Source organism: Oscillospiraceae bacterium, from assembly GCA_025757685.1.
In the GTDB taxonomy this organism is placed as follows: domain Bacteria; phylum Bacillota; class Clostridia; order Oscillospirales; family Acutalibacteraceae; genus CAG-217.
Genome location: CP107220.1, coordinates 379,351 through 397,669, shown reverse-complemented (window position 1 = coordinate 397,669; position 18,319 = coordinate 379,351). Strand labels below are relative to the sequence as shown.

Here is an 18,319-nt window from a genome sequence, read left to right as displayed (position 1 = left end):
TTCTTATTTACTTTGGCGGCAAAGGGGTATATAATGAAGTTTCAAGAAAGAACCCCACAACCAAGGAGGAAAAAAGATGGCTGTACTTGTAACAGGCGGCGCCGGTTATATCGGCTCTCACACCTGCGTGGAGTTAATCAACGCAGGCCAGGATGTGGTAATCCTGGATAATTTTTACAACTGCAAGCACTCGTCGCTGGATCGGATCCGCGCGCTGGTGGATCGGGACTTTAAGTTCTACGAATGCGACATTCGGGACCGAGAGGGTTTGAACAAAGTCTTTGAGACAGAGGACATTGACTGCGTCATTCACTTTGCCGGGCTGAAGGCCGTGGGCGAGAGCGTACACAAGCCCCTGGAATACTTTGATAACAATGTAAACGGCACCCTGGTACTGCTGGATGTGATGCGTCAGCACGACTGCAAAAAGATCATCTTTAGCTCCTCTGCCACGGTGTACGGCATGAACAACATTGCCCCCTTTACCGAGGATATGGAGATCGGTGGGGTCACCAACCCCTACGGGCGCACCAAGTATATGATCGAGTGCATTCTCCAGGATCTGTATGTGAGCGATCCCAGCTGGAGTATTTGCCTGCTGCGGTACTTTAACCCCATCGGCGCCCACAAGAGCGGCACCATGGGCGAGGATCCCAACGGCATTCCCAACAACCTGATGCCCTACATTACCCAAGTGGCTGTGGGTAAGCTGAAGAAGCTGGGCGTGTTTGGTAACGACTACCCCACCCCGGACGGCACCGGCGTACGGGACTACATTCATGTGGTAGATCTGGCACTGGGTCATGTAAAGGCAGTGGAAAAGCTGGAAAAGGATCAAGGCCTGTTTATCTACAATCTGGGCACCGGCATCGGTTACAGTGTGCTGGATGTGGTCAAGGCCTTTGAAAAGGCCAACGGCGTGGAGATTCCCTATGAAATCAAACCCCGCCGGGACGGCGATATTGCCACCTGCTACTGCGACCCCTCCAAGGCTAAGCGTGAACTGGGCTGGCAGGCTACCCGCTCGCTGGAAGAAATGTGCGAGGACTCCTGGCGCTGGCAAAAGCAGAATCCCAACGGTTACCCGGACTGATTTTATAATAGTATATAGAAGAAGCGGAGGTGCAAAACGCACCTCCGCTTTTCTTAATGCCTTAGATCATTTGAACTTGGCATACAAGATTGAAGCCAGGATCACATCAATCACAAACAGCACCAAAGATACCACGCCCATGATTTGCGCTCTGTGGCACAGCTGTTGATTTTCCTCTGTCAGCTTCGCGCCCTTTTGCTTAAACACTGCCGGCACTACCATAGCCATAATGCCAAATGCGGGACAAATGCCCAAAAGGCACAGACCGATAATCGCACTGGTCTGGGCAAAGCGTGCCAGCTTATCAATAATCGTTTTATTCATGGCAATTCTCCTTATCTCCTGTGGTGGCTTTACGCTCCAACAGGCCATATTTTCGTTGCAGACGGGTAATTTTTTGCTCCAATGGCGTACCAAACAGCACCAAAAAGACTGCGGTAGACCCGCCAAACACCAAATCAAAAGGTGCGCCGGAGGCATACACCGCCAGCACCGCAGGCCAAGTAAAGTCCGTCACCGTCATTAAAACCGTGCTCAAATCCACCACCAGGCCGTACACCACTGTGGCTAAAAAAAAGCCCACCAGCGCCAGCACCCAGCGGTTCACCCGTCCGGGACGCAGCAGCATGCCGGCCAGCAGCCCCACCAATCCCAGCGCCACCATTTGAAAGGGGGTCCATATGCCTTGTCCAAACAGGAAGTTAGACAAAAAGGCGGACAGCGCCCCCACCATATAACCGGAAAAGGGACCAAGACACATACCGGCCACGATCACCACCGCAGCAATGGGCTTCACCTGAGGGATCAGATAAAACACGGCCCGGCTGACCACCGCCAGCGCCGTTAAGACGGACAGCAGCGCCATCTCTCGGGCAGAGATCGGCTTCCGCTCCAGGTGCAAAAAGAACGGCAGCGCACTGAGCAGCAGCAAAACCGCCGCCACCAAGTACCAAGAGGTCGTGTCTGCAAAGCACACCTGCCACACCACCAGCAGCACCGGCAAAACCAAAAACAACAGGGTCAGCAATACCCGCTTCATAGAACCAGGTCCTCCGGCGATACGGCATCCGGCAGTGCACGGCAGGTCACCCGGCGCACACCGGTGGTGTACAGCTCCATGCCGGCAAAGAAAGCCCGCCGAGGCCGAGGCGGGGTCACCACCCGGTTGCACAGGAAGGCCGCTTCATCGCTGTAAGTACCGGCAAAATCCAGATCGTGCGTCACCAACACCACCGTTTTACCGGCAGCGCACAAGTGGCGTAACCGGGCGCCCAGCTGCGCTTTTGCACCGGCGTCCAACCCGGCGGTAGGCTCATCCAGCAGCAGCGTATCGGCGCCGGTATCCAGCACCATGCCCAACCCCACCAGTCGACTTTCGCCGCCGGACAGATCCAGCGGGTGCCGGGCGGCCAGGTGCGCAATGCCCAGGTGCTGCAATGTTCCCGCCTGCACCAACTGATCTACCCGGTCCCGGGTAAACAGATACTGCACCGTTTGGGGCAGCAAGGCCGTGGGCACCGGGCGCTGCACCTTGCCTGCGTAGGGCTTCAACACACCGGCCATCACCCCCAGCAGGGTGCTCTTGCCGCTGCCGTTGGCGCCTACAATACCATAGCACTTGCCTGCCGTTAAGGTCAGGGACAGGCGAAAGAGCACATCGGCGCTCTTTTTCTCATAAGCAAAGCAAATCTCTTTTAAGGTCAATACCGACTTGCCTGCAGGTTGGGGTGCAGGCGCCGGCTTGCACCGCAGATGGGCGGCCAAAGGCTGAGCCTCCCGCACCGTCAGCGGTACTTCGTCAAACAGGATTGCCCCCACCGGCAGCGCCTGCAACATGGGGTCGCCGCTTTGCCGCAAGGCACGAGCAAAGGCATGGGGATCATCATAACAGGTGCAGCGCCCGGCACGGAGCAACAGCACGCCGTCCGCCTGTGCCAAAGCTGCGCCGGGGGTATGGGTACTCATCAGCACCGTTACGCCCAACTCGCGGTTCAGCCGCAGCAGCACCTGCAAAAATTTTTCTTCCGCCGCCGGATCCAGCGCCGCACAAGGCTCGTCCAGCAAAAGCACCCGAGGCGAGCCGGTCATAGCTGCCGCCAGGGACAGCAGTTGCTGTTCCCCACCGGACAAAGAGGCAGTGGTGCGCTCCATCAACGGCTCCAAATGGAAGAATGCGGCACACTCCCCCACCCGCCGCGCTACGGCAGCACCGTCCAGCCCGGCATGCTCCGGTGAGAACGCCAGCTCCCGCTGCACACTGTCCGTGACTAAACTGTCCTGTGGATTTTGAAAAACAAAACCTGCCGGGCTGTCACAGTGGAGCTGCCCGCGCAAAGCACCGTGAGGCGCGATCTCCCCTTGCAGCAGCCGCAGTAAAGTGCTCTTGCCGCTGCCTGATGGCCCCATCAGCAAATAAAAGCCGCCGGACGGAATGGAAAAGGTTACATCGGAAAGTGCCGCTCTGTCGGCGTCCGGGTAAGTAAAATTCAGTTTTTTCGCTTCAATCGCCGCCATTGCAGTGCCTCCCCTACATTTGAGATCGTCGGGCAAAAACAAAGCAAGCCCGCTGCCGCCGCCCCTAAGGGAGACAGAGTGACCCATTCCAGCTGCGGATCAAAATAAAAAGTAAGGCCGCCGGTGAGCGCCACTGCCAGCACCGTGATACTCAGCAGGAGCACCACTGCCAGCTCTACGCCGTCCGCCACACCGAATGTAAACGGATCGTACACCCGACGACGCCCCTTGCCGTAGCCCCGGGCGCGCATAGCGTCCGCCGTGGTCATACTCCCCTCCAAGGACAAGGTGACCAGCGTAGAAAACTGATCCAGCGCCTCGTGCAGGGGCTTTTCTTTCGCCAGTCCCGCACCGGCACGCGCCAGGCGGATTTGCCGTGCATTCTCCCGAAAGCGGGCAATACACCCTAAAGTCATAGAAAACAAAAGAGAAAAGCGGGGCGCCGCTCGACCGGTAACCGCCAGCAGCCGATCGCTGCCCAGCACGCGGCCAAACACCGCCAGCCACAGCACCACCCCGGCGAATATGCCCCCCTGGAAGCAGCCGTAAATCAGGCTTTCCAAAGTAAACTGGGTGTCGCCCCGGCTAAAAAGGACCGTAACGCCCCAGTGGGCAAACAAAAAGTTAAAACCGCCCACCAGCGCCACCAGCACCGGCACGCACAAAAGACTGCGCAGACTGCGGCGGCCGTCCGTCAGCAGCAGGTACACCGCCGCGCCCAGCAGAGACAACGCCACCGGCACCGGGTGTCGGCTCAGGCAAGTGAGCAGCAATACGCACAAAAGAAAACAGAACTGCACCAATGGGTGCCACTTGGCAAACCGAACCATCAGCGAATATGGGCATCTTCTTTGGTCTGATACCGATAGCCGTACTGATCCAAAAGATGCATTTTTTCCAGTGCCACCACGCAGCCCTTGGCCACGCAGTGCATTTCGTCCGTGGCCTTACGCACCGGCACGCCGCCCAGTGCGTCCGAAAACAAACGATCCATATTGCAAATATTGGCACCGCCGCCGGTCAGCAATACGCCGGTATTGCCGATGTCTGTTACCAACTGGGGTGAAGTGCGCTCAAACAGCGCCCCGGCGTGCTCCGCCACCGTCTCAAAATACGGTTGCAGCGCCAAATACAGAGCGTTGCCGCTGATCTCCACCTCCCGAGGCAAACCGGTAAGCAGGTCCTGCCCCTTCGCATAGGTGGTTACATCTTCCTCTCTGGGCAGAGCACAGGCCACCGTGCGCTTGATCTCCTCTGCGGTGCGCAGACCAACCGCCACATTGTGCACCTCTCGCAGGAACTTGACAATCTCCGCATCCAGGTCGTTGCCCCCGACTTTCAGGGACTCGGACTGGCTCATGGCGCCCTGGCTGATCACAGCCATGTCCACCGTGCCGCCGCCCAGGTCAATCACAAAGGCGCCAGAGGGCTGCATGGGGTCGATCCCGGCACCAAAGGCAGCGCACAAAGGTTCCTCCACCAGGCACACGGAACGGGCACCGGCGTGGATCATCACGGACACAATAGTGCGCTTCTCCACATCCGTGTGCATGGCCGGCACAGACACCACCACACGCGGCTTAAACAGGCTGTTGCCAATCACTTTATTGATAAAATGGCGCATCATCTGCTGGGCCAGCTCATAGTGACCCACCACGCCGGAGAGAATGGGCCGCTCCACACGCAGGCCCTCTGGCTCGCGCCCCTCTAAGAAATAGGCACGCTTACCGGCGTACAGTACCTTCTCTTTTTCCTCATCATAGGCCACATAGGCCGGCTCGTCCAGCCGTATGCCCTTGCCGGGCACACCAATGACAATATTGGTGGTACCCAGATCAATGCCCAAATCATATCCAAACATAAACATCCGTCCTAAACAAAAATCGCTTTTCTATATGCTACTGTATCCCACCGTCATTGTCAACAGATAAAAAATGAACAAGCCCGCTGTACCGCAACATTTTTTTATCATTCTCCACCATGGCCTGTATGCTCTCCCGCGTACCCACCAGGATCAGCAGGGACTTGGCACGGGTCAGGGCGGTATAAAACAAATTGCGATAGCACAGTTTGGGCGATGCACCGATGGTGGGCATCACCACGGCGGAAAACTCCGAGCCCTGGCTCTTATGCACAGTCATGGCGTAGGCCAAATCCAGCTGGTCCGCATTTTGCAGGGAATACATGGCCTCCCGGTCGTCAAACCGCACATTCAGAATATCCTGCCCCCGATCTATGCGGGTAAGAATACCAATATCGCCGTTAAACACCCCGGCACCGCTGTCGCCGTTTTTCTTAAACCAGGGCACATCATAGTTGTTTTTGATCTGCATTACCCGGTCGCCCTCCCGCAGCGTGCGACCCATGGTCACCAGCTCCGTCTTATGCTTGTCCGGCGGGTTCAGCGCCGCCTGCAATTGGGCATTTAGGTATGCGGTACCGGCAGCCCCTTTGCGAGAGGGGCACAGCACCTGAATATCCTTTATGCTGTCCATGCCGTAACCGGCAGGAATTCGCCGGGTCACCAGCTCCACCACCTTGCGAGGCACTGCATAAACGGACGCTGTATTTAAGAAAAAGAAGTCCGAGTCCGGGGTATTGCAGTCCAACTCCGGCATTTTACCGGCCACCACCCGGTGGGCATTGGTGACGATACGGCTTTTCTGCGCCTGGCGAAACACTTTATCCAGGCTGATCACATCGATCCGTCCACCGGCGATCAAATCGGACAGCACATTGCCTGCCCCTACCGGCGGCAGCTGATCCACATCGCCTACCAAAATCAGGCGGCAATGCAACGGCAGCGCGTCTAAAAGCGCGGAAAAGAGCAGCACATCTACCATGGAAAGCTCATCCACAATCACTGCGTCCAAATCCAGCGGATTGCGCAAATTATGAACAAAGGTCGGCTCCGGCTCCCCATCCCGTCGCTCGGTCTCCAGCAGGCGGTGAATGGTCTTGGCCTCGCTGCCGGTGAGCTCCGTCATGCGCTGGGCAGCCCGACCGGTAGGCGCCGCCAGCGCCACCCGCAGCCCCCGGTTCTTCATCATGGCAATAATGCCTTTTACGGTTGTGGTCTTGCCGGTACCCGGGCCGCCGGTCAAAATCAGCAGACCCTTTTGGGTAGCGATTTCAATGGCTCGGCGCTGCTTCTCGTCTAGCTCAATGCCATTAGCGCCCTCATAGGCCAGGATCTCAGAAGTGAAGATCTCGCACTCCCGGGGCGGGTACTGGGTCATCACGCGGATCCGCTGTCCAATCCCCTGCTCCGCCTCATAAATATGGGGCAAAAACAAAAACGGCTTTCCGTCCATCTGTTCTTGCACCAATTGGCGTGCCTCCAAGGCGTTGTCCAACGCCATCTCTGCCCGTTCCTCGGTCATATCCAACCCGGTCACCGCTGTCTGGATCACCTTGCGCCGGGGGAGGCAGGTATGGCCGTTCTTCAAATTATACTGCACCACATAGATCACCGCTGCCTGATCCCGATAGGATGGGTCCGGCGCCTGGGGCAGCTCCTCTGCGATCTCCTGGGCCCGCTCAAAGGGAATGCCCTGATCGTTGCCGGTGATCACAAAGGCATAGGGATTCTCCGCCAGGATCTCCGGTGCTTCCGGCCCAAAAAAGGAAAAAGCCTTAAACGCCTCTCCCTGTGTAAAGCCCATCCCGGCCAGCGCTTCCAGCGCCTGGCGGGAGGCAAACTGATTTTTGTACTCCCGGCTGATCTTCTTGGCCATACTACGGCTGATACCCTTTAGCTCTGCCAGTCGCTCCGGCTCCTTCTCGATCACCTGCAAGCTTTCGGCACCAAAAGCCTCTACAATCTTAGTGGCCGTAGAGGGACCGATGCCCTTAATAATCCCGCCGGACAGATATTGCAAAATGCCGGAGGCATCCTTAGGCAGAGTTACCGTTACCTGTACCGCCTTAAATTGGCGGCCAAAGCGAGGGTGCATGGTCCACTGGCCGCGGAACACCGCCTCCTCCCCCTCGCTGATGGGGGGCATTTCACCGGCCACGGTCTCGCCGTCCCCGTTGGCCTCGCCTGTATTCAGTTGCAGTACGGTATAGCCGTTGTCCGGGTTGCGGTAAACGATCTCCTCCACCCGACCGGCCAAATTCTCATACGCTTCTGCCATACCTTGCTCCAAAGTCTCTGAATTTCATCTTTCAGTATAGCATATTTTCGCAGGAATTGCCACCGCAGAGCACAAAAAAGCCGCAGGTTTTCACCTGCGGCGAAGATCGTAATTACCGCGCCAGCACAAAGTATAAGATCACAGCTGCACCTAAAACAATTCGATACCAGCCAAAAGCCTTAAAGTCGTGCTTTTTAATATACCCCATCAGGAACTTGATGGTCAAAATGGATACTACAAAAGCCACAATCATACCCACGGCCAGCAAGATGGCCTCGGCAGAGGTAAAGTGGAAGCCGAACTTGACCAGCTTCAGCGCACTGGCGCCGAACATCACCGGCACCGCCAAAAAGAAGGTGTACTCTGCCGCCACCGTGCGGGACACGCCAATGAGAATGGCGCCCAAAATGGTAGCGCCGCTGCGGGAAGTGCCCGGGAACACAGCTGCGATCAACTGAAAAGCACCAATGATCAGCGCAGAAGTATAAGTCAACTCGCCAATGGAATGGATCTTGGCGGTTTTGCCTTTGTTCCAGGTTTCCACCACCAAAAAGAAGATACCAAAGAGAATGAGCATAATTGCCACAGTCTGCCAGTTGTAAAACAGCGCGTTCAGCTTATCGTCAAAGAGCACGCCCACTACGGCAGCCGGCACGCAGCTGACCAACACCTTGAACCACATTTGCCAAATGTCTTTCTTGGGCACAATGCGTTTGTTTTCTATACCAAAAGGCCACAGCTTGTGCCAGTACAGCACCACCACGGCCAAAATGGCGCCCAGCTGGATCACCACCAGGAACATCTCCTTGAACTGAGGTGTCACATTCAGGTGCAAAAATTCGTCCACCAGGATCATGTGGCCGGTGGAGCTGATAGGCAACCACTCGGTAATGCCCTCTACAACACCCAGCACAATGGCCTTGAGTATTTCAATAATCAAATTCATATACTGTATTGCCTCCCCAATCGTTTTTTCTATTGTAACAGACCCGCAGCTTCTTGTACAGAAATCTTATGAGATTTAGCACAAATTTATCCTAACAAAAGCGCCGCAGTTGCCCGCAGCGCTTTATGCTCAGAAATTAAAGTTGTTGTAGCCCCAGTGATCCACCTCTCGGTAGCGCACATAGGTACGCTCCGGCGGCACCTGCAAATACTGCTGGGCAATGGCGCACAGCCGGCAGGTCAGGTCATCGTAGGCGTCGTCCGTTGCCGTACCGAAAATGGACACAGAGAACAGGGCGCAGGGCGCGTCACTGCCCTGAAAGTACATTTTTTGTTCGCCTACCAGGTTCACCATCAGCCAACTTTCGCTTTTGCCGGGAATGGCGGTAATGGCGTCGCCCAATGCGCTTTTCAGCTCCGCTGCCACGGCGGACAAATCCTCTGTGGTCTTTACTTCAATAAAAGGCATGGCTTTACTCCTTTACGCCGGACAGCGCTTTCCAGTGAATCTTACAGTATTCCTTGCCGTCAATAGGCGGATACTTCTCATCGTCCACCTTGGCGGCGTTGTAGCACTTGTAGTCCCCTACATAGGCGCAACGCTGGGTGTCTGCGCCTCCTTCGCTGAGGGAGGGAATAAACGCATACAGGAAAATACCAAGAACCGCCACACCGATGCAGGCAAAACCCACCTTGCCGGGCACCTTCTTGAACAGCTTGGCGGCATCCACCTTCTCCAGGCCCTTGCTCTTCATCACCAGCTTCATCAGCAGATAGCCCAAAACGGCGGCGATCACGCCCACCAGCAGACCGCCCAGCACATCGGTGGCGTAATGCACCATCAAGTACACACGGGAGCCCATGGTGCACAGAGCCACACAGGGGAACAACCAGGCAATTTTCTTTTTATCGCTCTTAAAGCACAGGAACAGCGCGGTAGCTACCTCTACGGCAGAGGTGGTGTGGCCGGAGGGAAAGCTGTAATCGCTCTCGCTCAGCGCCCCGGCGCCGATATACCAGGACCAGTAATCCGCGTTCTGCTGCAAAGTGTTGTACGGTCTGATCCGCAGTACCATCGGCTTGGCGATCACATTGGTAATCAGCGTACCGATGATCACGGCAAATAAAATGGAAAAGCCATACTTGCGGGTGCGCTTAAAAAAGCACAGTACCACAGACAGCACCACAATGGGAATGGTGAAATTCTCGTCCCCAAAGGCGGTAAAGAACTTGGCAACGCCGGTCAAAAACCCGCACTGCATGGAGCCGAAGAACCGAAACACCCACAGATCGAAGGCATAAAACGCCTTGTCTATGTTGTCACCGATGGTCAGCAAAATCGGACTGAACATAGAAAAACCCCTTTTCTTTAATTTACACCCCCAGTTTACCAAATTTTGGTCCCAAATACAAGACAAACCGGGCAAAAACAATCCCTTTTTCCATGCGGGTTTACAAATCCTTTACAAGTGGGAGGATTTTCTTCTTCATTTGGTCACAAATTCGTCAAAAATCCGTGGTATAGTAGAAGCAATCTAAGAAAATAAGCGAGGCAGTATGACACAAAATCCTTATCAGGTGCTGGGCGTGCCCAACGGTGCCGATTTGGCGGAATGCACCCGAGCCTACAAGCGTCTGGCCAAAAAATACCACCCGGATCTAAACCCGGGGGATCATGTGGCCGAGGCCAAGATGGCAGAGGTAAACGCCGCCTTTGACGCCATTAAGAACGGCAACACCGCCGACAGCACCTCTACCGGCAGTCGCCGCAGTGCAGACGCCGGCAGCGATTACTATACCGCCGTGGTGAACTTTATCAACCACGGTCAATATGCACAGGCCATTAACCTGCTGGGCAATATGGACAAGAGCGATACCCGCTGGTACTATCTGGCCGCTTTGGCCTATATGGGCTACGGCGATCAGGAAAAAGCTATGGCAAACATTCGCATTGCCGTAAACCGAGAGCCAAATAACGCCAATTACCAAAGCGCCTACAACAGCATTCGCCAGGGAATCAACCCTATGGGCTTCGGTTTTGACCCATTCTCGTTCATTGACTTCTCCGCCTACACCGCCGGCGCAGGCAACACCGGCACCCATCGGCAGCAAAGCCGCCCTGTGCGCCGGCAAGGGGGCTGCCTGCTGACCATTCTGCGCATAGCGCTGGCGATCTTTATCATCCGCCTGGTGATTTTGGGAATCACCTCCTTGGTGAGTTGGAGCACTCAATACCAGCACTACGATGTATCGCCGGGCAATGCGTACAGTTACAGCCAAAGCGCAGACGGCAACCAAAGCAATGACCAAAACGACGACCAAAGCGAAAACGGTCAATATGGTTACAGCAACGGTCAAAACGGCAACAGCGCCTTTGGTCAGGCCCACGGTTCCGCTGCCGGCGCATAACTGTAAAAAGTTTGAAAGGACAATCCGGTTTATGAAAGAAAAACTCAAGCAAATGGGCTATAAAATGCAGCAGAGCATGATCGGCCGCTACGGCATAGACGCCCTGTATAAAGCTCTACTGGTCATCTACCTGATTTTGGTGGTAACGGGCAGTGCCTTGGCCCGGGTGTCCCGCCCGGTCTATACCGTACTGTGGGTGCTCTCCCTGGCGGTGCTGATCTATGCCATTTTCCGTTCCTTCTCACGCAACATTGCCGCTCGGCAGCGCGAGAACGCCCGCTGGCTGGCACTAACCGCCCCCATACGGCGAGAGGGCCGTCTGCTGCGAGACAAATGGACGTTTCGCAAAACCCATGTGTTTAAGAAATGTCCCAGTTGCAAAGCGGTGCTGCGCTTGCCCCGCAAGAAAGGCAAGCACACCGTCAACTGCCCCCATTGCCATAAGAATTTTACCGTGCATGTACACGGATAAAACAAATGCCCTGCCAAGCGGCAGGGCTTATTTTTACAAAATTATACCAAAAAACAAGGACCCAAGGCGGCAAAACCGCTTCGGGTCCGTTTTTTCTGCTTAGATCAGTCCTGATCGGCGTCCTCGTCCTCGTCTTCGTCGTCCTCACAGCTGACCTCAAACTCCAGGGTCTCGCCGCAGGCGGGGCACTCCATAGAGCCGTCCAGCACGGTGTCCTCATCTACCACAAAGGTCTCGTGGCAAGCGGGGCACTCGATCTCAAACTCCTGGCACTCGTCCTCGTCGTCATCGCAGCAACCGCAGTCGCAGTCATCGTCGTCCTCGTCACCGTAGAGGTACTCCTCCACATCGCCCAGATCCTCATCCACAGCGTCCAGCTGATCTGCCATCATCTCTACGCCGTCGGTCAGGTCGTTCACATCTTCTGCCAAGTTCTCCAGTACGCCGATCATGGCTCTGTAAATCTTGGTCTCTTTTTTGGACTCATCCAAGTCCATGCCGTCCAGCAGGCCCTTCAGGTAGCCCAGGCTCTCCGTTGTATCCATCGTGCGATCTCCTTTACTAAATATTGTTATTGGGGTTTATGCTCTTTCCATATACTCGCAGGTGCGGGTATCTACGCGGATTTTGTCGCCCTCGTTAATAAACAGCGGCACGCGGATCTCCGCGCCGGTCTCAACGGTGGCGGGCTTCAAAGTGTTGGTGGCGGTGTTGCCCTTAATGCCCGGCTCGGTCTTGGTAACCTCCAGCACCACAAAGGTGGGCGGCTCCACACCGAACACCTTGCCCTTGTAGGACAGGATACGGCAAATGTCGTTCTCCTTTACGAACTTGAAGTTATCGGACAGATCGGAACCGTTCACCGGCACCATATCAAAAGTCTCCTGGTCCATAAAATAATACAGGCCGTCGTCGTTGTAGGAATACACCATTTCCTTGCGCTCAATATAAGCGGTGGGGAACTTGGCGGTGGGGTTGTAGCTCTTCTCCACCACGGAACCGGTAATCACATTCTTTACCTTTGTACGAACAAAAGCGGCGCCTTTACCGGGCTTTACATGCTGGAACTCCACAACCTGGAGCACATTGCCGTCCTCTTCAAAGGTTACGCCGTTTCTGAAATCACCTGCTGATACCATATAAGTTTACCTCCAAAAGTAATCTGTAATACATAACAAAGATATTTTACAGTATTTCCAATAATAAATCAATACCCATTTTGTAACTGTCTTTGCCAAAACCGCAAATTTGCTTCACGCATACCGGGGTCAGCACGGAAATCCGGCGAAAATCCTCCCGCTGGTGAATATCGCTCATGTGCACCTCCACATAGGGGGTAAAGTCCTGCACCGCCTCAATCGCGTCCCGAATAGCATAAGAATAATGGGTGTAAGCGCCCGCATTGAGCACCACGCCGTCATAGTCGGTGCGGCTGGCATGGATCTTGTCAATCAGCGCGCCCTCGTGGTTGCTCTGGTAAAAATCCACCTGCACGCCCTTGTCCTCGCCATAAGCGGCCAGCTCCCGATTAATATCCTCCAGGGTCTCGGCGCCGTACACATTCTTTTTGCGAATACCGGTCAAGTTCAAATTGGGGCCGTTCATCACAAGAATTTTTTTCATTATCTTACCTCCGTAAAAAAGAAACGGGAGCGTAACACACGCTCCCACAAATAATATGTAGCTTATTTGTACTTTCTTTTACGAGCAGCCTCGCTCTTCTTTTTGCGGGCAACAGAGGGCTTCTCATAATGCTCTCTTTTGCGGACTTCCTGGATGATACCGTCACGAGAAGTCTGACGCTTAAAGCGACGCAGTGCGCTGTCAAGAGATTCGTTCTCTTTAACTCTAACCTGGCTCATTAAATTCCCTCCCTCCGACCTGTTTGGCAGGGGTATTTGAATACTCTTTTCATATCCGCAAAGATTATAAACAATAACCGACGGATTGTCAAGCATAATATCAAAAAATGTCTAAATACTTGCAAAAAGGCCATGTCTCACCGCCTTTTTTGCCGCAAAATCAGATTTTTACGCTGACTGTCTTGGAATAGCTACCGCCGGTCTTGCCGGTATAGCGACAAACCTTGTAATAATAGCGGGCACCCTTTTTCACGGATTTGTCTGTATAGCTCAGAGTCTTGTTGCTCTTCACAGTGATCTTCTTTACATTCTTCTTGAATTTCTTGTCCGTGGAACGGAGAATGTAATAGCCGGTAAAGCCCTGGGACTTGCTCCAGCTGACCTTGGCAGACTTGGCGCTGATCCGCTGCACTTTCACACTGCCGGGGGTTGGGGGCAGCGCTTGCTTGGACACCGTGGCACTGTATGCGCCGGCGCCAAAGGGGCTGACGGCCTGTACCCGGAACTGATAGGTGCTCTTGACCTTCAAATTCTTAAAGGTATAGTTGCAGGCGGTGGTGCTGAAATAAGTCCACTTTCTGCCGCCCTTTAACCGATAGGCAACGGTATAGCGCACCGCGTGCTCCGTGGGATTCCAGTTCATCCGAATGGCAGTGGTGCCGGTGCGGGTGGTGGTGATATGGCCGGGCACACCCAGCTGCAAGCCTACGCCGTCCGTTACAGTTGAGCGATTGGAATAAGCAGCGTTGCCGTCCTTGATATGCACATAACGGCGCACCTTATAATAATAGGTGGTATTCACCTGGATCTCATCGTCTACATAAGTATTCTGTGCAGGATCCGTCACCGTGGCAATCAGGTCAAAGGTGCCGTTCTTCCCAGTGCTGCGAAACACCTGATAACCGTTCACATCGGCACGGGTGGTCCAGCTGACAGCCATGCCCTCGTCTCCGGCGCTGACCCGTGGCTTAGACGGAGCCGGCGGCAGGCAGGTGATGGTTTTGCTGGCGCTTTGACCGCTGCGGTCTGTGGCATTGGCAGCCAGAGTAAAGGTGTACTTCTCTCCGGTGGTCAGGCCGGTAACCGTGGCAGCCGTTTCGGTGGTGGTGCGGGATTTAACCACCTTCTTACCCTTGGTGTCCGTTACGGAATATGTATAGCTCTCCGCACCGTCCACTACGCCCCAGGTGTAGCGAATGGAGGTACAGCTTTTCCGCTCGGTGGAAATGGTCGGCGCCGCCAAGGTGCACTCGTCCAAATAATACTTGCCGGTCAGCTTGCTGTAACGGTTTAAGGACAGGCCCATACCGTTGCCGCAACTCATGGGCGCACCGAAAAATTTATTCAGCGAGGTCACATCTCCGTCTTTCTCCCTGATATTGGTGTTGGGACTGTCCAAAAAGCTGTCCCAGTACACGGTGTCCACATGACAGGCGGCAGGGGTGTAATTGCCACTGGCGTAGTTGGAATGGTAAAGGAGAATTTTCTCTGTGTCTACATGCTGTACCATGGCGGTATGCATGTGGCGGGTGCTGTCGTTGGCACAACCGTAAGAGATCACGTCACCGGCGGCCGCATTGTCCACAATAAAATCCATCACTTGCCGCGCCACCGTCTTTTGCTTGGCAGCAGTAGTGGCGGCAGAAAAGGTCTTGCTGGCCACAGTATAATAATTTCCCGTATGATTATAGCGATAGGAGCCGCGCATTTGCTCATTATAGTAGGTCACGCCGTACAACTCTTTGCACACGGCGGACACAAAGCCAAAGCAGTTACCCACCACCTTGGCAGACTTGCCGGGAATATAGCCGTTCTTGGTCTGCAAGGTCTCCAGCGCGTTCTCCACATGCTGCCGGGCGGCGGCAGAGGCGGTCACAGGCACGGCAAACGCAGTACAGATCACAAATAAAGCGGCCAAAAATACGCTTAGTATTTTCTTCACACACTCACATCCTGTAAAAATCTGCAGAATAGTATAGCACAAATCCCCTTTTCGGTCAAATTCGGCAAAAAATACAGGACGACCGGGGCAGTTCTGCACTGCCGAGGCCGTCCAAAGTCTGTGATTTATTACAATGTGTAATTGCCGTTAGATGGCAACAAAGTTCACCAGCTTGCCGGGCACATAGATCTCTTTTTTAATGGTCTTGCCCTCCAGCAGTGCGGCGATCTTGCTGTCTGCCTTGGCGGCGGCCAGCACTTCCTCCTTGGGCGTATCCGCGCTGATGGTCATACGGGAGCGCACCTTGCCCAATACCTGAAGCACGATCTCCACCGTGTCCTCCTTGGTCTTGGCCGGGTCAAATGCAGGCCACTGTGCCTCGTGCACCATACCGCCGAACTGCTCCACTTCCCACATTTCTTCCGTTACATGGGGGGCAAAGGGGTTCAGCAAAACGGTCAGCGTGCGCAGCTCGCCGCGGGTGATGCTGCCCTTGTCGTACACTTTGTTCAGGAGCGTCATCAGCGCCGCAATGGCGGTATTGCACTTCAGCTGGTCAATATCCTCCGTCACCTTTTGAATGGTCTGGTGCATCAGGGTCTCCAGATCATTGCTGTAAGTCTCCTCCGGAGTGACCATGGTTTGCAGGTTCCAGTACCGCTCCAAAAAGCGCTTGCAGCCCTTAATGGAGTCACTGTTCCAGGGAGCAGCCTTTTCAAAATCGCCAATGAACATCTCATACAGGCGCATGGTGTCTGCACCGTACTGATCCACGATCTCGTCCGGGTTGACCACATTGCCGCGGGACTTGCTCATCTTCTCGCCGTTTTGGCCCAGGATCATACCGTGGGAGGTACGCTTTTGGTACGGCTCCTTGGTCGGCACCACGCCAATGTCATACAGGAATTTGTGCCAGAAGCGGGAGTACAGCAAATGCAGGGTGGTGTGCTCCATACCGCCGTTATACCAGTCCACCGGCGCCCAGTAATTCAGGGCTTCCGGCGATGCCAAAGCATCCGGATTGTGGGGATCCATATAGCGCAGGAAGTACCAGCTGGAGCCGGCCCACTGGGGCATGGTATCCGTCTCTCGCTTAGCCGGACCGCCGCAGCAGGGGCAGGTGGTGTTCACCCAGTCGGTCATTTTAGCCAAGGGGCTTTCGCCGGTGTCCGTAGGCTCATAGCTGTCTACCATAGGCAGGCGCAAAGGCAGTTCGCTCTCCGGCAGCGGCACATAGCCGCACTTGTCGCACTTGACGATGGGGATAGGCTCGCCCCAGTAACGCTGGCGGCTGAACACCCAGTCACGCAGCTTGAAGTTCACTTTCTCATGGCCCTTACCCTCTGCGGTCAGCCATTCAACAATCTTCTTCTTGGCTTCTTCCACGCTAAGGCCGGTGAGGAAGTCGGAGTTGACCATGGTGCCGGTGGCACAGTCGGTGAACGCCTCTTTTTCCACATCGCCGCCTGCAACCACTTCAATAATGGGCAGGTCAAACTTCTTGGCAAATTCCCAGTCGCGGGTATCGTGAGCCGGCACAGCCATAATGGCGCCGGTGCCGTAAGAGGTCAGCACATAGTCGGAAATAAAGATCGGGATTTCCGTATCGTTGACCGGGTTGATGCCCATCACGCCTTGCAGGCGCACGCCGGTCTTATCCTTATTCATCTCGGTGCGCTCAAAGTCGGACTTATGCGCCGCCTCCTGCTGATAGGCGCGCACTGCGTCCAGGTTCTCCAGCTTGTCCGCCCACTTTTCAATCAGCGGGTGCTCAGGAGAAATTACCATATAAGTGGCGCCGAACAAGGTGTCCGGCCGGGTGGTGTACACGGTCAGGGTGTCGCCCATCGTGGTGCCAAAGTCCACCTCTGCACCGGTGGAACGGCCGATCCAGTTCTTCTGCTGCACCTTGACCCGATCAATAAAGTCGAGGTCGTCCAAATCATCCACCAGCCGCTGGGCATAGGCGGTGATCTTCAGCATCCACTGGCTCTGGTTCTTGCGGATCACCTCGCTGCCGCAGCGCTCGCACACGCCGTTGACCACTTCTTCGTTGGCCAGCACGCACTTACAAGAGGTGCACCAGTTCACGGCCATTTCCTTCTTGTAAGCCAGGCCCTTTTTGAACATTTGGAGGAAGATCCACTGGGTCCACTTGTAGTATTCCGGATCGGTGGTATTGATCTCCCGGGTCCAGTCAAAGCTAAAGCCCAGAGACTGGAGCTGCTGCTTAAAGTGTGCAATGTTGTTCTTGGTCACAATCTCCGGGTGAATGTGGTTCTTAATGGCGTAGTTCTCGGTAGGCAGGCCAAAGGCGTCCCAGCCCATGGGGTACAACACATTGTAGCCCTGCAAACGCTTTTTGCGGGCCACAATATCCAGCGCCGTGTAAGAGCGGGGATGACCCACATGCAGGCCCTGGCCGGAGGGGTACGGGAACTCCACCAGGCAGTAATACTTGGGCAGGGAAAAATCCTGCTTGGCTGCAAAGGTGTTGTTGGCATACCAATAGTCTTGCCACTTCTTTTCGATCTGCTTAAAATTATACTCCATTATTCTGCCTCCAATAAACTTGTAATATCCTGTTTTTCGCCGTCGCCCCACAGACGCTCCAGCTGGTAGTAATCCCGCTGCTTGCGCTCCAGCAGGTGAATGACCACCGTGCCGTAGTCCAGGCACAACCAGCCGGTGGCCTTGCCCTCCACGTGGTGTGGCTCTACGCCCGCCTGGCTTAGCTTATACTCCACCTCGTCACCCATGGCCCGCAGCTGGGTGTAAGAAGTGGCAGTGGCAATGACGAAATAATCCGCCAGCACCGTCAGATCCGTAATGCGGATCACCTCTGTGTCCAGCCCCTGCTTGCTGTCTATGGCGCGCACGGCAGTTTTTACAATATCTAAAATTTCCATTAAAAGATCCTTTCTCGCTATTTGATACAGGTAC

General features: G+C 54.9%; 19 protein-coding genes. 3 read left to right on the top strand and 16 right to left on the bottom strand.

Features of this window, described 5'->3' with window-relative positions; all coding sequences use genetic code 11:
- Window positions 1-76: 76 nt before the first annotated feature.
- Window positions 77-1,093, top strand: coding sequence for a UDP-glucose 4-epimerase GalE (gene galE, locus OGM59_01715; GenBank protein ID UYI91214.1), 1,017 nt, complete (start codon window positions 77-79; stop codon window positions 1,091-1,093).
- A 66-nt stretch (window positions 1,094-1,159) separates the two neighbouring features.
- Here galE and OGM59_01710 read toward each other — a convergent pair whose 3' ends face one another.
- From OGM59_01710 to OGM59_01670, 9 genes are all read right to left on the bottom strand, one after another.
- Window positions 1,160-1,417: a hypothetical protein gene (locus OGM59_01710; GenBank protein UYI91213.1), complete on the bottom strand. Its 258-nt coding sequence runs from the start codon at window positions 1,415-1,417 to the stop codon at window positions 1,160-1,162.
- Window positions 1,410-2,132, bottom strand: coding sequence for an ECF transporter S component (locus OGM59_01705; GenBank protein UYI91212.1), 723 nt, complete (start codon window positions 2,130-2,132; stop codon window positions 1,410-1,412). The genes OGM59_01710 and OGM59_01705 overlap by 8 nt, the downstream gene beginning before the upstream one ends.
- Window positions 2,129-3,607: an ATP-binding cassette domain-containing protein gene (locus OGM59_01700; GenBank protein ID UYI91211.1), complete on the bottom strand. Its 1,479-nt coding sequence runs from the start codon at window positions 3,605-3,607 to the stop codon at window positions 2,129-2,131. The genes OGM59_01705 and OGM59_01700 overlap by 4 nt, the downstream gene beginning before the upstream one ends.
- Complete coding sequence (locus OGM59_01695) at window positions 3,580-4,437, bottom strand: energy-coupling factor transporter transmembrane protein EcfT (GenBank protein ID UYI91210.1); 858 nt, start codon at window positions 4,435-4,437, stop codon at window positions 3,580-3,582. Before OGM59_01695 ends, OGM59_01700 begins: the two co-directional genes overlap by 28 nt.
- Window positions 4,437-5,468, bottom strand: coding sequence for a rod shape-determining protein (locus OGM59_01690; protein UYI91209.1), 1,032 nt, complete (start codon window positions 5,466-5,468; stop codon window positions 4,437-4,439). Before OGM59_01690 ends, OGM59_01695 begins: the two co-directional genes overlap by 1 nt.
- A gap of 37 nt (window positions 5,469-5,505) precedes the next feature.
- On the bottom strand, window positions 5,506-7,746 hold the full coding sequence (locus OGM59_01685; protein ID UYI91208.1) for an ATP-dependent RecD-like DNA helicase: 2,241 nt from the start codon (window positions 7,744-7,746) through the stop codon (window positions 5,506-5,508).
- A gap of 112 nt (window positions 7,747-7,858) precedes the next feature.
- A complete protein-coding gene (locus tag OGM59_01680) occupies window positions 7,859-8,692 on the bottom strand; it encodes an undecaprenyl-diphosphate phosphatase (protein ID UYI91207.1) in 834 nt (277 codons plus the stop codon).
- A 129-nt stretch (window positions 8,693-8,821) separates the two neighbouring features.
- Window positions 8,822-9,160 carry a phenylpyruvate tautomerase MIF-related protein gene (locus OGM59_01675; protein UYI91206.1) on the bottom strand — a complete coding sequence of 113 codons (339 nt, stop codon included), beginning with the start codon at window positions 9,158-9,160 and terminating at the stop codon, window positions 8,822-8,824.
- Window positions 9,161-9,164: 4 nt separating this feature from the next.
- A complete protein-coding gene (locus tag OGM59_01670; protein ID UYI91205.1) occupies window positions 9,165-10,043 on the bottom strand; it encodes a phosphatase PAP2 family protein in 879 nt (292 codons plus the stop codon).
- A gap of 205 nt (window positions 10,044-10,248) precedes the next feature.
- Between OGM59_01670 and OGM59_01665 the strand changes: the two genes are divergently transcribed.
- Together OGM59_01665 and OGM59_01660 are read left to right on the top strand one after the other, a co-directional pair.
- Window positions 10,249-11,100: a J domain-containing protein gene (locus tag OGM59_01665; protein UYI91204.1), complete on the top strand. Its 852-nt coding sequence runs from the start codon at window positions 10,249-10,251 to the stop codon at window positions 11,098-11,100.
- A gap of 31 nt (window positions 11,101-11,131) precedes the next feature.
- Window positions 11,132-11,572 carry a hypothetical protein gene (locus OGM59_01660; GenBank protein UYI91203.1) on the top strand — a complete coding sequence of 147 codons (441 nt, stop codon included), beginning with the start codon at window positions 11,132-11,134 and terminating at the stop codon, window positions 11,570-11,572.
- A gap of 104 nt (window positions 11,573-11,676) precedes the next feature.
- Here the strand turns inward: OGM59_01660 and OGM59_01655 are convergent, their stop codons facing one another.
- From OGM59_01655 to rsfS, 7 genes are all read right to left on the bottom strand, one after another.
- Window positions 11,677-12,117, bottom strand: a complete 441-nt coding sequence (locus OGM59_01655) for a zinc-ribbon domain-containing protein (protein ID UYI91202.1) — start codon at window positions 12,115-12,117, stop codon at window positions 11,677-11,679.
- A 36-nt stretch (window positions 12,118-12,153) separates the two neighbouring features.
- Entirely contained in the window at window positions 12,154-12,711 is a 558-nt protein-coding gene (efp, locus tag OGM59_01650) for an elongation factor P (protein ID UYI91201.1), read from the bottom strand.
- 46 nt (window positions 12,712-12,757) lie between these two features.
- Window positions 12,758-13,195: a type II 3-dehydroquinate dehydratase gene (aroQ, locus tag OGM59_01645; protein UYI91200.1), complete on the bottom strand. Its 438-nt coding sequence runs from the start codon at window positions 13,193-13,195 to the stop codon at window positions 12,758-12,760.
- 62 nt (window positions 13,196-13,257) lie between these two features.
- The gene (gene rpsU / locus OGM59_01640) at window positions 13,258-13,434 is read right to left on the bottom strand and encodes a 30S ribosomal protein S21 (GenBank protein UYI91199.1); all 177 of its coding nucleotides are present in this window, start codon (window positions 13,432-13,434) and stop codon (window positions 13,258-13,260) included.
- A gap of 160 nt (window positions 13,435-13,594) precedes the next feature.
- The gene (locus OGM59_01635) at window positions 13,595-15,376 is read right to left on the bottom strand and encodes a fibronectin type III domain-containing protein (GenBank protein UYI91198.1); all 1,782 of its coding nucleotides are present in this window, start codon (window positions 15,374-15,376) and stop codon (window positions 13,595-13,597) included.
- Between the two features lie 147 nt (window positions 15,377-15,523).
- Entirely contained in the window at window positions 15,524-17,929 is a 2,406-nt protein-coding gene (leuS, locus tag OGM59_01630) for a leucine--tRNA ligase (protein UYI91197.1), read from the bottom strand.
- Window positions 17,929-18,285: a ribosome silencing factor gene (gene rsfS, locus OGM59_01625; GenBank protein ID UYI91196.1), complete on the bottom strand. Its 357-nt coding sequence runs from the start codon at window positions 18,283-18,285 to the stop codon at window positions 17,929-17,931. Before rsfS ends, leuS begins: the two co-directional genes overlap by 1 nt.
- Between the last annotated feature and the right edge of the window lie 34 nt (window positions 18,286-18,319).